Genomic DNA, 15851 nt, shown 5'->3' with positions numbered 1-15851 from the left:
GCTTATGGGCATGAACAATGTCATAAGCCATTTTTATTTTACTAGACCTCATTGCTAGTATTGCCCCTGTACATATGGGAGTGCGGATGCTGCCCGTTTACCGTTGTGTAGCCTTCAAAATAGTGATAATGTCCTCCGTTAGGCAAAGGAATAGACGGCCCAGTTGTACCGCGAATCATATGGGTATGGCCATCATTAAAAGAAGTTCGCGTTTGGTAATGATGAACATGCTGAACCCCGCTTGCAGCTGGCTCTGTGAATCCTGCATATTGATGGCTATGCCCAGCGTCATAAGATGTAGTCCCTGAAAAATGATGCATATGAACCGGACGGCCGTCCCAAGAAGTAATAAACAACTTATGGGAGTGAGTTGAATCTCCTTCATTTGAATGAACTATAAAACCTGTTATGGGGATATCCATGAACATCTTCACCTCATTTTCTTGATTTTGCATCTTATGAGTGGACTTATATAATGGACTGGGTGATTTCCCCATATTTCAGATATACCTAATGAAAAAGACGCCGATGGCTTGTGTCCGCTATTCCCGGTTTCATTCCCAAGACATTCCCATATTCTTCACACCGCATTTCCTGGCCGTGCCTCATGTAACCCGACCGATTGCAATGTAAGATGAATACATGGTAGTTCAACTTGAATACGGAGGGTTACACGATGAGGAAGTCAAGATTTAACAAGAAAGTACGGAATTCAGCCCTATGCCTTATGCTGGCAGGCTGCTTATCTGTTAACGGCATCGCAGGTGCATTTGGGGAGACTTCGCCTTCAGAAGCGCAGATCAAGGAGTTCAGCCTGCTTGATACGGGGTCTGATATCGTAGGTTCAGCGGATTTCACGCCGGAAGGTAACAAGGACGGTCATTTTCGACTGATCCTAAACCTGACTAAGAAAACAGTCATTAATGCCGTTGTTCTGCGTTCAACAGATGCTTACGGCAAAAATAATGATCAGGGAGTATGGAGAACGAACCGCGTCACAACCGGCTGGCTGCTTGGCATTGTACAGGATAAACCGGTTACGGCTGCTGACGGCACTCTGAACCATGAACGAGAAATCGTGAACCCTGGCTTTCGAAAAGATGTGAAGGAGCCGGTCGGTGAGTTCCAAGGACAGCTCACGCTCGACCTGTACGCCAGCGATAACGGTACGATCAAGGAAACGCAGTATTATGTGCTGGAAATCGAAACACCTCAAGGCACAGTCGTTTCCAAGCCGATTAAATACAAGATGCCGATGCTTTCGGAAGGAGTGCCCGCTCAGGCACCGAGTCCTGCTCCTTCACCGGCTCCGACACCGGCGCCTGCCCCATCACCGACACCATCGCCGAGTCCGAGTCCAGCTCCGGCTCCAGTCCCTGCTCCTGCCGATGGATCGAAGGATATCGCCATCCATGTATTTTTCAAAGGGACCGAGCTTCATTTTGATGATGCACAGCCTATGGTGAAGGATGGGCGCACGCTTGTCCCATTCCGCAAGCTGTTCGAAGCTCTGGGCTTCACGGTGAAATGGGTGGAGGATGGAGCAATCCGGAAGGCAATCGGAACGAAAGACGGCCTTTCCATCGAACTGACAATCAATCAAACGAGTGCGCTTGTAAACGGAAAAGCTGTCGCTCTGGACGTACCTGCCCAGATCATTGATGGTCATACGATGGTGCCTTTACGCTTCGTCTCGGAGAGCAGCGGCTACCAAGTCGCCTTCTCCAGCAGCGGCAATGCCTGGAAGATTCAGATCGGGGATGCCGTCCCTGGTACGGATACGGGTGGTACGGGTACAGGTACGGAACCCGACCCTGCCCCGACGCCGGCACCTGAACCAGCACCAAACCCAGCGCCTGAACCGGCACCAAGCCCAACTCCGACACCGGCGCCTGAACCAACACCGGTACCCTCACCGTCTGTAGAGGAAATTGAGCCCTACGTGGTGAAAGGCTATTTACGCAATGCGCAGGGCAATCCCTTGCCGGGAGTGACGATAAATGCGGATAACCAGTTGTTTTATGATAGCAATATGTCGGCGGTGACCGATGAGAATGGACATTATCGGATCGAGTTGTCCCAAATGCCTGCGACCTGGATCATGTCGACAACCTTCACCCGGGAATATAACGGCAAGGAGCAACGGTTTTATTTAAGGTCTGACGTCGATCAACCTTTTGCCGGGAGTTCAGGAGCTATTCGCAATTTTACCTTGAAGGATGTCGTAGGGCATATTGAAATCCATCCTGATTTTTGGTCATTTGACGATAGCTTGCCACAATTCCAAATGAACGATTTGGAAGTTACACTCACACCTGTCGGACCCTTATTTGACGGGAGCGCCGGTAAATCGATAATCACGCGTGCGGATGTACTGTCTACGGGAGGGCATGGAGTGGAAAAAATACCGCTCGGCCGGTACAAAATATCTGCGACCTGGAAGCCGGAGGGTCACTCCACCATGCCCATGCTGATACGCGTAACAGGAACCTCTAAATTTACGTCGTCTGTTGAATTTGATTTCCACAACCCGCTGGGCGCACCTTCCATCTTTTTAAACCAGTTTGATACCAAGCTCGACAGCCAAACATAAGGATAAACGGCTTCGCCAACTTTTCAGATGGCATGCGTTTGTCAAGGTAGACGAGGGTTGTTAAACTTAATCATTCCTATCTGCCAGCAAAAAAAGCCTCTCTTGCGTAAAATGCAAGGAGGCTTCTTTTGCAATAATGAATAATTAAACGGCTATTCTTTGATCGGCTCGAATTTAGCGTCGTACAGGCGAAACATCGTTTTATAACCGGATTCGTCGATTTTGATCCCGACATCCAGTCGGCCCGTAATTTGCAGCGGACCTGTCGTGTAACGGAGCTTCGTGTCCTTCGGAACGTAGACGATCATAATTTTGTTCCAGTAGGTCTCATCTCCGTTGTCGAACGGGCACTCGGCCCCCGGTTTCGGGATCAGCAGAAACCAGTACTTGTCGAAGGACAGCACCTCGCCCATGAAGCCCTTGATTTGAACCGTCTTTCCGTTGAAATCCCAGAATTTGTTGGACGGTGTGGTCTGCTTGTCGTCGTCGAAGAACTCCGACCACTTCAGCTCGTTCGACGCCGGCTTCGCAGCGGCGGCAGGAGCTGCCGCCGGCGGCTCCGCCGGGGCCGGCGCGGCGGTGGCGGCGGGCACCTCCGCCGCCGCCTTCGGCTGCGGCTCCACGGGTGCCGCAGCGGGCGCCTTCGGCGCCACAGCCGCCGCTGCGCCGCTTTCCGCGGCGGCGGCCTCCATCCCCGGCTTCACCGGGGATGCTTGCGCTGCAGGCTCCGCCTGCGGCGCGGTGCCTGCCCCGTCCTGCGGAGCCGGGGCGGGCTGTGCCGCTGCCTCCGCGGGAGCGGCAGCGGCAGCGGGACTCGCCTGTGACGGCGAGTCCGCGGGCTTGGCGCCAGGCGCGGCGGCAGGCGCCTCGGGCGCAGCCCCTACGGCGGCGGCGAACGAGGCCGCCGGGGCGGTGGCGGCCGGCTTTTGGCCGCAGCCGGCCAGCAGCGCGAGCGCTGCCAGCAGGGCCACGGCGCGGCGCGCGGCCCCTCTTCTTTTTAACCATCTCAACATTCGCTTCACGCGAATCCCTCCTTTATCAAGATCGAAACAGCTGCATCGGATCGACGCGATACACCTTCATGGCAGGTCCCAAAGAAGCCAGCAGGCCGACAACCAACGTGCCTGCAATCAGCCATAGCTCGTCGACGGTGAACTTCCAGGCATCCAGCTGAATGCCCGAGAAATCGAACAGCGCATTGCGTCCGGCATAGCTTCCGACATGGCCAGCAACCAGCCCGATCACGCAGCCGATCAGGGTCAAGAGCAGCCCTTCGCCAATGAGGGACAGCCAGACGAACGACTTTGTTTTGCCGATCAAGCGAAGCAGGCCGACATCCTTTTTACGCTCATTCACAGCCGCCGTTAAAGAGAGCAGGATGGACACGGCCGCGAGCACAATACATAAGCCGGTCACAATGTGGATGATCTGGGAGCCCTTATCCACCATGTTGACAACATCCGCTACAGCCTTGCTTGTATAAATCGCCTGCACCTTTTCAAGCTTGTCGTACTTGTTTTTGAGTGCTTGCGCTCCGACCAGCGACTTCGGCTTCACGAGAATCGAGGTCACATCCTTATGCGCCCCTTGTTGGCTTGCATGGACGGCCCAAGCATAGTCAAGCGTCGTGAAGACGGCACGGTCATCCGATGTATGCAGCACCGGCAAAATACCTACCACCTTGTAGCCGAAGCTTTGATGCGCCTCATGCTCCTCGTGGGATGCTCCCGCTTCCTCCGCCTCCTCTTCGTCTCCGTCCGGATGTCCGCTCTCATGCACGAGTCCATGCCCTCCGTGGAACGTATCGCCTACCTGCAGGCCCAGCGTTCTCGCAATATGGGAGCCCACCACGGCCTCCCCGGTTTTGGCGTACACGGTCCCCGCCTCCAGCTGACGATCCCCATAGCGGGTTAGAAAATATCCGGCATCAATCCCGACAATCGGGTACCCGTTGTAATTATCGCCTGTCGTCATCGCAAAGGCTGCGGCAGCTTGGTCTTCCTTTTGAATTTCGGTGAACACCTCATACGGGATATTGCCTGTCGGCGAGCCGACGTGATAATACGTATTGAGCGCCAGCTGAGTGGAGCTCCCCTTGGCTCCGATCGTCAGCTCAAAGGGGCCGTACCCTTGCTCCGCTCCCTGCTCTACCCCTCTGCTGCACAGGATCAGAAAAACCAGCAGCGCTACGGTCACCGCTACCGAGAACACGGTCAAGAGTGACAGTGCTTTGCGGTGCAGCATGTTACGCCACAACAAATGGAGCAGCTGCATTCGGTTCACCTCCCTGGCCGGAATCGTTAGAGCCCGCTTTCCCTGCCGGATCCTGCGTCTCCCTGTGCATCAAAGCGTTCATTTCGCTCATATGCACCTTCACCGGGTACAAATCCGCCAAATGCAGATCATGCGTCACGGTAAGGAGCGTCAGCCCTTCCTCTTCGCACAACGACAGCAGCAGCTGCATAATCGCCCCTGCCGCTTCCCAATCGAGACTTCCCGTCGGCTCATCGGCCAATATAAAGGGAGGGCGGTGAATGAGCGCCCGAATGATCGCTACGCGCTGCTGCTGCCCCCGGGACAGCTGTGACGGCAGATGATGCTGACGGTCACCAAGACCCACTCTGTGAAACCAGGCCTGCAGCTGCGTCGCTCTTTCTTTCCGGCTCCAGCCCGCAGGCAGGACCAGCTCGACATTTTGCCTTGCGGTCAAAGATGAAATCAGATGAAAATCTTGAAAAATATACCCGACCTGCTCTGCTCGGAATCGGTCTCTTTGCGCTTCCGAATAGGTATGCAGCGCATGCCCCCCTACTGTAATCTGTCCGCTGTCTGCGGCGATAACCCCGCCCAGCAGGTGAAGCAGCGTGCTTTTCCCGCTCCCGCTCGGGCCGATCAAAGCGATTCTCTCTCCCTGGCCGACGGACCATTCGGGTATTTGTAATATCGGGAGGCGGCTGCCGCCAACCCGAAACGATTTCTGCACCTGCCGTATCTCAATCATTCTCGCGTCCGCTCCTTTTCTGTAGGGCTTAATGGAATCGTTCCCCGAAACAAAGAGACAGGGGACACCGTACCCCCTGCCTCTTTTCTGTACATTTACACCCTGATTATTTCAAGCTAATGCGCTCAGACAGAGCATCCCATGCAAGTGTTTTGCCTGTCAGCTGCTGGAACGCATCCAGAGACAGCCAGAGAGAACCGTTGTCCATGCTCGCATTGAAGCTGCTTGCCGCGCCGTTCCAGGTCGTTTCGGCCGTTTCCACATTCACGGCAACCTTATTGTCGCCCTTGGACAGCACAACCGATTTCGCTGCTTCATCCCATGCTACGTTGATGCCAAGAGAAGTGGACAGCATTCTTGCCGGGAACAGTGTTGCGCCTTCGCGGGTCACTTTAAACTTCGGATACACATATTGAGCTTGCAGCTCTGCTGTCGTACCGTCCAGATCAACGTTAGCTACTTTGGAAATCGCCCTGGCTATGTCGGTATTGTCGATTTGGCCCTTCACCAGATCGGCAATCGGGCCATATGCCCATACCCCTACATCCACCGCGGAGTGGCCGTGACCGGTAAAGCCAACCATCAAACGCTTGGCCACAACCGCATTGTAAGCTCCCTCTTGAGCATACGATGTGCCGTCACCCTTCATGATGTAGCTGGCCTCGTCATCGGACAAATCGTTGAAGCCTGTGTTTTCAAATACCAGCTGTTTGATTTCCTCGATGCTTTTCGCTGCTTTCAGCTTCACTGCGAACACTTCCGAGGATTGCTTTTCCTTGTTCCAAGCATCTACATTAATTTCATACACGCCGTCGCGGGACAGGGACAAGCCGCCGGTTTCGTGGTCAGCCGTGACGACAACGGACGTATTGCCATCTTTTTTCGCGAAGTCCATAGCCACCTTCACTGCAGCGTCAAAATCCAACGCCTCCTGCACCAAGGCAGGCAAGTCGTTCGCATGACCTGCGTGGTCGATCCGTCCACCCTCGATCATCATCGTGAAGCCGTTCGGATTTTGCGATAAAATATCGATCGCTTTTTGCGACATGTCCGCCAAGCTCGGTACGCTTTCGCTGCGATCCAGTACGTAATCGACGTGGGAGTTGCCGAACAAACCGAGTGCCTTGCCGTCTTTCGCCTCCAGCGATTGCAAGCCTGCTTTATCGTAAACGACCTTGTAGCCCTTCGCTTCAAAATCCGGGATAATCGTTTTATCCGCACGCTTGCCCTTCTCCTGCTTGCTTACAAAAAATTGCTTCCCGCCGCCGAACAGCACGTCAACCGATTGATCGTTCAAATATTGCGAAGCGATCGCGCTCTCGTTGTCCCGGTTGCGGACGTGGGATGCATACACCGCCGGTGTCGCATGTGTAATTCTCGCTGTCGTTACGAGACCGGTCGCCTTGCCTACCTTCTCGGATGCCTCGATGACGGAAGCAAAAGGCTTGGATACGTCTTCGTTCGACACGCTGATCCCCGCATTGTACGTTTTGTGGCCTGTTGCGAAGGCCGTACCTGCCGATGCGGAATCCGTTACCTCGCCGGATACCATAACCCCGCCGTCTTCTCCGCGGTCCGCATACGTCGTCGCTTGACCTACGTAGTACGAGTCGAGCTCCAAATGATTTTTATTTAAGAAATGTCTGGCATAGTCCCGTGCTGCGGATACTTGGGCCGGTCCCATACCGTCGCCGATCAGGACGATAACATTTTTTGACTTGGCTGTCGGCGCCGCAGCTGCAGATGCCGCTGCCGTTGTCGAAGGAGCGTCTGCCGCAGTGGCGGAGAAAGCAGGCACCATCGAAAGCACCATACCGGATACCAGAATTTGTTTGAACACTTTTTTCAAGAAGATTCCCCCCGTTTTTCCTTCATAAATAGGTACATGTTCTGATCACATACCCCAGTATAGGGAGTAAACGTTAGCTGAATTGGGACAAAATGTTTTCTTTATATCAATTTTGAACTGGATTGTTAGATGAATGTAAAATGATCCCTGCGGGTGCCTCGGCGGGAGCGCCTCAGCGGCGATCCTTTATTTGACAAATGGCTTGTCTCTGTATTACATTACATATAGTTAAGTACTTAACTATATGAGAAGGTGAATTTATGCAAGACCTGCAGCAATACGTTCTTGATCAGCCCCTTCCGACTGAGGTGTTTTTCTCTCTTGTTGAAGCTACGGCATCCCTTGTTGGGGTCTCCGAAGCCTATTGGCAGTCCAAAGGCATCAATGGCGCGAGAATCCGAATCCTGGTGGAAATGATGAAGGAGGGCGGCACGGTGCTCCCGTCAGTACTCGCCTCGCGAATCGGTGTAACCAAGCCGAATATTAGCCTGCTGTTGACGCCATTGGAGCAAGACGGGCTAATTAACCGGGCAAGCCACCCCAATGACGGAAGAAAAACCGTCATTTCCATCACCAGCAAAGGTCGAAGCTTATTAGTAGAGCATTTGCCTGAAAACCGCCGGATGGTAGCGGAGAAGCTGAACGTGCTGGACACGCAAGAGCTGCAGCAGCTCCGTCATTTGTTAACTAAATTAAGAAGAATATAGCCGCTTTGTATTCTTCGCGCCTTTTTAGTTAAGTGCTTAACTATTTGTTTTAGACCTGAAAGAGAGGATGAGAAACATGTCCATCGTCATTACCGGGGCCAACGGGAAGCTGGGAAGCCTCATTATCGAGAAACTGCTGCATCAAATGCCATCAGATCAAATCATCGCCTGTGTCCGGCAGCCTGAGCGGGCGAGTCGGTTTAAGGAACGGGGAGTCGAAGTCCGGTTTTGTGACTATGACCGGCCCGAATCCCTTTCAGAGGCGTTCCGTGGGGCCGCAAGGCTGCTTCTTATTTCCAGCTCCCACCCTGACGATACGGTCCGTATGCGCCAGCACGCCCATGCCATTGAAGCGGCAAAGCAAGCCAAGGTCGGACATCTTCTCTATACCTCCTTTGCCTTTCCTCATGCCGGCTCGATTCCCCTTACCCATTTGCATTTGGCCACGGAACACGCCATTCTTGCCTCGGGCATTCCTTATACGCTGCTTCGCAACGCCCTGTATATCGATTTCGTCGGAGTCCTTGGACTTATCGATGGTCTAGCCTCATCGGACGAACTGATCGTTCCTCCCGGCGATTGGCGGTTTAACAGCCTAACGCGTGACGATCTGGCTTCAGGCATCGCCTCCGTGCTTTCGCAGCCTGATCCCCACATGAATGCAACGTATGAGCTTACCTCCCCGCGTCCCTGGGGCTTTGAGGAGCTGGCCCTCGCCCTGTCCGAGCTTACGGGTGCACACATTGCACTCCGTCACGATTCGGGGGTCGATCATTGGATGTACCATTTTCTGCAAAAGATAGATACCGCCTCTACTTCCCTGGATTTAGAAAAGCTGATGGGCGCGCCGGCAGCTTCCCTAAGAGCGAGCATCGGGCAGATTCTTCCGTTATCCAGAAAAAACTAGCAGCAGTCTGTTTCAATATGCGCGAATCCGATCCGGATATTACGGCGTTGGGCGGCAATGTGCTGCATAGTGTTGCATTGTGTTGGCATGGCGTGAGTATCCCTGCGTTCATCTTTTGTAACATATTCCCGATACAATGGGATAGGATCTGAAAGATCCCGTGAACTCTATTGTGCAAAAAGGAGCCTGTGCCGCCATGCCAACCTATGCCACCGGTGACGGTCATAACTCTGACTTTACGATTCTGATCGCAGATGACGATCCCTATATTACGGAGCTGATCCGCCTTTATTTATCGAACAAAGGCTATACCCTCTTGTCCTGCGCTAGCGGCAGCGAAGTACTGCCCCTGATCCGCAGCTCCCGAATCCACCTGCTGCTGCTCGACATTATGCTCCCCGGTCTGGATGGCTGGGAGGTATGCCGGAGCCTGCGGGAGATGAGCGACATGCCCATCCTGATGCTTACCGCCAAAGGGGAAAGCGAAGACAAGGCTCTCGGCTTCGGCCTCGGAGCGGACGACTACATGGTGAAGCCGTTCGATCCGAACGAGCTTGTGATGCGGGTGGGCTCGCTGCTGCGAAGAGCCTATACTTATACTCAAACGAGGCGCCAGATGGCCGCCCCTGCTCCCTTACAATTTGATACGATGCGTATTGATACAGCGGCACACACGGTCACGATCCAACAAGAGCTGATCGAGCTGACGCCGCGTGAATATAAGCTGCTGCTTACCTTTGCGAACCACCCGAACCAGGTGCTGGACCGGCAGCAGCTGCTGGATCTGGTCTGGGGAGGGGATTACTTCGGTGAGGACCGGGTCGTCGATGTAACCGTCAAAAGGCTGCGCCACAAGCTCTCGGAGGAATCCGGCTATTGGAGCATCGAGACCGTCCGTGGAACCGGATACAAGTTTAAGGTGGGGGGATGACAATGGGCCGTTCCCTGTTCCGCAAGCTGCTCGTCAGCTATTTATCCGTCCTGCTGGTCGGATTGGGCCTGTTAGCCGTCTTGATCAATGTTACGCTGCAGCACTTCCTGTTTCAGCAAAAGGAAGCCGCGCTCTACCGGCAAGCCGATGAAGTCATCGCCCGGCTCCAATCCAAGGAAGACGGCCCGGCCTCCTCCTCCTTTGAGAAAATCGACGCCGAATACAGGCGGACGACCAATACGAAGATGGATCTGCTGCTGCCTGAGGACGGCAGCTCCCTCCTGCAAAAAAACACGAAGGCCGCTGCCAAACGCCTGCTCCGCAAAAGCGAGCTGAAGGACCCTGCTCTGCTGGAGCAAGTATTCTCCGGGCAGCGCATCCACGCAACCGGCCCTTTCAAAAAAACAGACGATCAAGTGCTGCTCTCCGTCGGTGTCCCGATGATGGAGGACGGGCGGGTTGTCGGCGCCTTATTTCTCCATATGCCCGTGCAGGAGTTCCAGCTGAAGGAGCTGACGAGACTGGTGCTGCTCGTTGCAATCATCATCGCTTTTCCGGCCGCTCTCGTTCTGTATTGGATTTCCCGGAAAATATCGCAGCCGCTCGTACGCATGAACCAGGCCGCCGCGCGGATCGGGCTGGGCGATTTCTCCGAACGCATCCCCGTCTCGGGCCGGGATGAGATCGGGCAGCTGTCCGCGACCTTTAACCGGATGGCCGGACAGCTCGAAGCGTTAGAAGCGATGCGCAAAGAGCTGATCAGCAATGTGTCGCATGAGCTGCGGACGCCTCTGACCTCCGTGCGAGGCTTCATCCAGGCCATTCTCGAAGGGATGGTTCCCGCCGAGCAGCAGCGGAAGTATTTGGACTACGCGTATCAAGAGCTGTACCGCCTGACCGGGCTGCTGAACACCATGCTGGACTTATCAGCTATTGAATCCGGGCGTATGTCGCTGCAAATGATCAAAATACGCTGGTCCTCGCTGGTGGAAACCGTAGGCGACGGCTTTCAGCTTCGCATGCAGGAGAAAGGGATCGCCTTCCGGATCCTGGAGCCGGAGCAAGATCAGGCTCGGCTCACGGTTCAAGGCGATCCGGAGCGGCTGAAGCAGGTGCTGTTCAACCTGCTGGACAACGCCCTGCGCCACACACCGGAGGGCGGGCGCATTGAAGTGCAGTCGCGCCCGGCGGGGGACACCGTAGAGGTGTCCGTTACCGATACGGGCGCGGGAATCCCCCCGGCCGAGCTCCCGTATATATGGGAGCGGTTTTATACGGGAGAGGCTTCGCGCCTCTCCCGGCGGGAACGCAGCGGGCTCGGGCTGACGATAACCAAACAGCTCGTCGAACGGATGGGAGGCTCCATCGAAGTCACCTCCGAGCCGGGGTCTGGCACGACCTTCACGCTGCGCTTGCCGAGCGGATGATATCCTTCAAGAAGATTGCATAGGGGCGCTTGCACCTGGGCAATCTCTTTTATTTTATGCCAAGATGCAAGCTGCACCTGCTTCCATTCTGGGATTAAGCCGCTGCACTAAACCCAGCTGCCTAATGAGAAAAATATGGAAATCGTCCGTTGCCTACTGACACGATGTTGTCAGGAGACGTTTGCTACAATGAGGGCATAGCTCACATCAAGTGCGGGCGTCGCACAAAATAAGGAAGCGGAGGCTTAGTTCATTTATGGAAAACAAACAACCCCGTTATTGGATCGGTGTCGTCTCAAAATCTCATGTGATGAGAGGGGTGGCAGGAGGCTTTGCCCAATTGTGTCATGGAAAAGCCGTCCCGTTGCGGCGAATGAAGCAAGGAGATTGGCTTATTTATTACTCTCCCAAAACGGATATGAACAGCGGGGCGCCTCTTCAGGCATTTACGGCTATCGGACAAGTACGGGATGATGCAGTGTACGAGTATCCGATGAGCGAAACCTTCATTCCGTTCCGGCGCAACATCGATTACTATGATTGCAAGGAAGCACCTGCTCATGCCCTGCTGAGCCTGTTAAGCTTCACCAAGGAGAACCGTAATTGGGGCTACCGCTTTCGTACGGGACACTTTGAAATCGATGCCGTCGATTTCGCTATCCTGTCGGAAGCTATGGGGGTTGAAATCGGTTAGCCCCCAAAAGCTTCACGGCTTCGCCATCCTCAAGATGGCATGTGGTTGTCTACTTTCCTATCTGCACAAACAACCACCGACACTTCAATCATGGATTTACCAACAAACCAAAAAAAGCAGCAGGCCGGCACGAAGCCTGACCCACTGCTTTTGTTATCCTATATACTTTTCTTTCCCATTATACCGTAATGACCTCGATGCCTCGGTCCTGCAGCTGCTCCAGTGTTTCCCTGGCAATCCGGTGGTCCGTAATAATGACGTCGATTTCCGACAAATCGGTCACCTGCGTGAAGGCTTGCACCCCGAACTTGCTGGAATCCACCAGCAAAATGACCTCGTCCGCCATCCCGATCATCCGCTCCTTGATGCGGGCCTGCAGCTCGTTAGACTCGCTGATGCCCCGCTCAAGATGCACTCCCTTGCACGATAGAAACACTTTATCTACATGGTAGGCATCCAGAGAGCGCTCCGCCAGCGGTCCCACAAAAGACAGCGAACGCTGAGCCAGCTGGCCTCCTGTCGAGATCACGGATATTTTCTCTTTGCTGCTCAGCTCCGTTGCGACCTTGATGGAATTGGTAAGGACGGTCAGAGGAAGATCAGGTACTTCCGCAGCCATATACCAAGCCGTCGAGCTGGCATCGAGAAGAATCCGATCCTTCGGCTCGATCCGCTGGATCGCCGCTTGGGCGATACGCTTCTTCTCTTCGGCGTAGGTGATTTCCCGTTCGGCATACGGAATTTCCGGCTGCGGGTCGTCCTTGATGCTGACCGCTCCACCATGCGAACGGCTAAGTCGACCCGCTTGCTCCAAGCGGTCCAGATCACGGCGAATCGTCTCTTCCGTCACCTGAAACAGCTCGCTCAGCTCGGAAACCCTTACGGCGCCTCTTTGGTTAACCAAACTTACAATTTTCTCATAACGCTCCGCAGCTAGCATAGAAACCCTCTTCTCACGGACTAATTAGGTTAACAATCCCGTCAGCTGAACAAACCGGTCATACGCTTGACCCCACTGGTCTTGTTCCTCCGGCTTGTATTCGACAACAGGGAACGAATCCCGGATCGCTTGGCGCGCTTCCCAAATATCGGCAAATACGCCTTGGGCAATCCATTGTACCGCCATATTGCCGATAGCGCTGCCTTCAGAAGGCCCCGCCCATACAGGCTTACCGATGGCATTGGCCGACCATTGGCACAGCAAGGTGTTATTAATTCCGCCGCCGACCATATGCAGGCCGTTGAAGGCTTGACCGGATAACCGTTCGGTCATCTCAAACACGAACCGGTATTTCAACGCCAAGCTTTCCAGAATGCAGCGAACGATCTCGCCGTCCGTCTCCGGGGCCTGCTGCCCGGTTTCCGCACAGTATTGGGCGATGCGGGCAGGCATATCCCCCGGTGCAAGAAACATCGGATGATCCGGGTCGATGAATGCCGCGAACGGCTTGGCCGCTCCCGCCATTTGGACCAGCTCGGGGAACGAATATTTCTTCCCTGCTTTTTCCCATTCGCGCCGGCTTTCCTGCAAGATCCACAGACCCATAATATTTTTGAGCAGGCGATAGGTCCCCTCGACTCCGCCCTCATTCGTAAAATTAAGCTGCTGTGCCATATCGTTAATGACCGGCTCCTGCACCTCGGTTCCCATCAGCGACCAGGTTCCACAGCTTAAGTACGCGAACGAACGGTCTGTCGCCGGGACAGCTGCCACAGCCGAGCCTGTATCATGCTCCGCCACCGCATACACCGGAATCGAAGAAATGCCCAGCTCGTCGCATACGGAAGGCTGAAGCATCCCCGCCTTGCTTCCCGGCTGCAGCACTTCGCCGAACCACGATTCAGGCAAGCCGAGCTGCTGTAGAAGCTCTTTGTCCCAACCACCCTGGACAGGGTTATATAATTGGGTTGTCGTCGCGTTGGAGAATTCGTTATGCATCTCTCCAGTCAGGAAATACCGCAGCAAATCCGGAATCATCAGAAACCGGTTGCCCTCCTGAAGCCAAGGAGAGTTGGCTTGTTTCAGAGCAAAGAGCTGGAAGATCGTATTGAACTGAAGAAATTGAATGCCTGTTCTTCCGAAAATTTCCGATGCCGGAAGCTGGGCGAACAGCTTCTCCATCATGTGCTCCGTATGACGGTCCCGGTAATGGTACGGGTTGCCGATCAGCTCTCCGTTCGACCCGATAAAGCCGAAATCGACCGCCCAGGAATCGATCCCGATGCTGTCCACTTCAATCCCTTGGTTCTTCGCAATCAGCAAGCCCTGCTTGATCTCATGATATAACCGTAAAATATCCCAATGCAGGCGGTCGCCCACCTGCACTGGATCATTGGAAAACCGATGAAGCTCCGTGATTTCGATCTTGCCGTCTACCAAGCGGCCGAGCATCGCTCTGCCGCTGCTCGCCCCCAGATCAAAAGCGATAATGTTTCCCAAGGATATCACCCTTATTCGTGAATTAAATGCGGTGGATTAACGCTTCAGCAGTACTTCCTGCTCGTAGGATTTCACTTCTGCAAGCCAATCCTCGCGCACAGGAACACCTTTGGATGCACAGTAGTAATCCCACACCGCGCCGAACGGATACGATTTGAACTCCTCTGTCAATGCCAAACGAGTCGTGTAATCCCCTTCCAGCTCCGCCTTTTTCAAAGCTTCCACCGGATCCAGCATAGCGCGAAGAAGCGCTTTGATCGTATTGCGGGTACCGATAACCCAAGCCGCTACGCGGTTAATACTCGCGTCGAAGAAATCGAGCCCGATATGTGTTTTGTCCAGCAATCCGCCGCGAACCAGCTCACGGCCGATATCTATCAATTCATCGTCCATCGTGACTACGTGATCGCTATCCCATCTCATTGGACGGCTTACATGCAGCAGAATGCCATCTGCAAATAACGCAAGCGACGACAATTTGTTGGAGATCACTTCCGTCGGATGGAAATGTCCTGCGTCGAGGCAAATTAATTTGTTGTTCTGAATGCCATAGCCCATATAGAACTCGTGGGAGCCTACAACATAAGCTTCGGATCCGAGACCGAACAGCTTGCTTTCCACTGCATCCAGGTTATGAGCCGGGTTGAGCTCTTCGGCAAACACTTCGTCCAGAGCGGACTTCAAGCGCTGTCTCGGCGCCATGCGGTCTGCAGGAACGTCTTTATAGCCGTCCGGCACCCATACGTTTGTTACGCAGGTTTGCCCCAGCTGCTCGCCGAAGTAAGCGCCGATTTTTCTGGAGGCTTTGCAGTGATCGATCCAGAACTGGCGAATTTCAGGATTGGAGTGGCTGAGTGTAAAGCCGTCCTTCGATTTCTCGTGAGAGAAGCAAGTCGGGTTGAAGTCGAGCCCCAAGCCCTGCTCCTTGGCCCAATCGACCCATCTTTCAAAATGCTTCGGCTCCAGCTGATCCAGCTCCACTCTCTCATCCGTATCCGCATAGATGGCATGAAGGTTAACCTTGTGCTTCCCTGGAATCAGCGAGAACGCTTTCTCCAGATCTGCGCGAAGTTCTTCAGGCGTGCGCGCCGCCCCCGGATAGTTGCCTGTAACGGAAATTCCGCCTGTTAAATCCTGATCACGATTCAGGAAGCCCTTTACATCATCGCCCTGCCAGCAGTGCATGGAAATTTTGATTTTCTCCAGCTGCTCGAGCACTTGATCGACATGAATGCCATGCGCTGCATACAGCTCTTTAGCCAATTCATAATTGGCTTGCACTTTTTTATCCATGGATACAAC

Annotated in this window: 14 protein-coding genes; 6 read left to right on the top strand and 8 right to left on the bottom strand. The window is 54.2% G+C overall.

The window, feature by feature from the left end; genetic code table 11:
* Positions 1-41: 41 nt before the first annotated feature.
* Complete coding sequence (locus tag CF651_RS16415) at positions 42-422, bottom strand: YmaF family protein (RefSeq protein ID WP_094015946.1); 381 nt, start codon at positions 420-422, stop codon at positions 42-44.
* A 254-nt stretch (positions 423-676) separates the two neighbouring features.
* Here CF651_RS16415 and CF651_RS32315 point away from each other — a divergent pair, with 254 nt between their 5' ends.
* Positions 677-2593, top strand: a complete 1917-nt coding sequence (locus tag CF651_RS32315; RefSeq protein WP_179232843.1) for a stalk domain-containing protein — start codon at positions 677-679, stop codon at positions 2591-2593.
* A 152-nt stretch (positions 2594-2745) separates the two neighbouring features.
* Here the strand turns inward: CF651_RS32315 and CF651_RS16400 are convergent, their stop codons facing one another.
* The 4 genes from CF651_RS16400 to CF651_RS16385 all read right to left on the bottom strand — a co-directional run bounded on the left by CF651_RS16400 (position 2746) and on the right by CF651_RS16385 (position 7395).
* Positions 2746-3606, bottom strand: coding sequence for a hypothetical protein (locus CF651_RS16400; protein WP_094016123.1), 861 nt, complete (start codon positions 3604-3606; stop codon positions 2746-2748).
* A gap of 25 nt (positions 3607-3631) precedes the next feature.
* Entirely contained in the window at positions 3632-4867 is a 1236-nt protein-coding gene (locus CF651_RS16395; protein WP_094015943.1) for an ABC transporter permease, read from the bottom strand.
* Complete coding sequence (locus CF651_RS16390; protein WP_094015942.1) at positions 4839-5594, bottom strand: ABC transporter ATP-binding protein; 756 nt, start codon at positions 5592-5594, stop codon at positions 4839-4841. Before CF651_RS16390 ends, CF651_RS16395 begins: the two co-directional genes overlap by 29 nt.
* A 106-nt stretch (positions 5595-5700) precedes the next feature.
* A complete protein-coding gene (locus CF651_RS16385) occupies positions 5701-7395 on the bottom strand; it encodes an alkaline phosphatase (RefSeq protein ID WP_425436281.1) in 1695 nt (564 codons plus the stop codon).
* 308 nt (positions 7396-7703) lie between these two features.
* Here CF651_RS16385 and CF651_RS16380 point away from each other — a divergent pair, with 308 nt between their 5' ends.
* From CF651_RS16380 to CF651_RS16360, 5 genes are all read left to right on the top strand, one after another.
* On the top strand, positions 7704-8150 hold the full coding sequence (locus tag CF651_RS16380) for a MarR family winged helix-turn-helix transcriptional regulator (protein ID WP_094015940.1): 447 nt from the start codon (positions 7704-7706) through the stop codon (positions 8148-8150).
* Between the two features lie 76 nt (positions 8151-8226).
* Positions 8227-9057, top strand: coding sequence for an NAD(P)H-binding protein (locus CF651_RS16375; protein WP_094015939.1), 831 nt, complete (start codon positions 8227-8229; stop codon positions 9055-9057).
* 196 nt (positions 9058-9253) lie between these two features.
* Positions 9254-9988 carry a response regulator transcription factor gene (locus CF651_RS16370; protein WP_094015938.1) on the top strand — a complete coding sequence of 245 codons (735 nt, stop codon included), beginning with the start codon at positions 9254-9256 and terminating at the stop codon, positions 9986-9988.
* Positions 9985-11415 (top strand): sensor histidine kinase, encoded by a 1431-nt coding sequence (locus tag CF651_RS16365; RefSeq protein WP_094015937.1) that lies wholly within the window; start codon positions 9985-9987, stop codon positions 11413-11415. The genes CF651_RS16370 and CF651_RS16365 overlap by 4 nt, the downstream gene beginning before the upstream one ends.
* A gap of 256 nt (positions 11416-11671) precedes the next feature.
* Complete coding sequence (locus tag CF651_RS16360) at positions 11672-12109, top strand: EVE domain-containing protein (RefSeq protein ID WP_094015936.1); 438 nt, start codon at positions 11672-11674, stop codon at positions 12107-12109.
* Between the two features lie 178 nt (positions 12110-12287).
* On the opposite strand, the gene CF651_RS16355 is transcribed toward CF651_RS16360, so the two are convergent.
* The 3 genes from CF651_RS16355 to rhaA are packed head-to-tail and all read right to left on the bottom strand — an operon-like array spanning position 12288 to position 15842.
* On the bottom strand, positions 12288-13049 hold the full coding sequence (locus tag CF651_RS16355) for a DeoR/GlpR family DNA-binding transcription regulator (protein WP_094015935.1): 762 nt from the start codon (positions 13047-13049) through the stop codon (positions 12288-12290).
* Between the two features lie 24 nt (positions 13050-13073).
* On the bottom strand, positions 13074-14549 hold the full coding sequence (locus CF651_RS16350; protein WP_094015934.1) for a rhamnulokinase: 1476 nt from the start codon (positions 14547-14549) through the stop codon (positions 13074-13076).
* Between the two features lie 36 nt (positions 14550-14585).
* Positions 14586-15842, bottom strand: coding sequence for an L-rhamnose isomerase (gene rhaA / locus CF651_RS16345; protein WP_094015933.1), 1257 nt, complete (start codon positions 15840-15842; stop codon positions 14586-14588).
* Between the last annotated feature and the right edge of the window lie 9 nt (positions 15843-15851).

Source organism: Paenibacillus rigui (assembly GCF_002234615.1).
Lineage (GTDB): Bacteria > Bacillota > Bacilli > Paenibacillales > NBRC-103111 > Paenibacillus_S > Paenibacillus_S rigui.
This window is presented reverse-complemented; position numbering and strand designations above follow the sequence as displayed.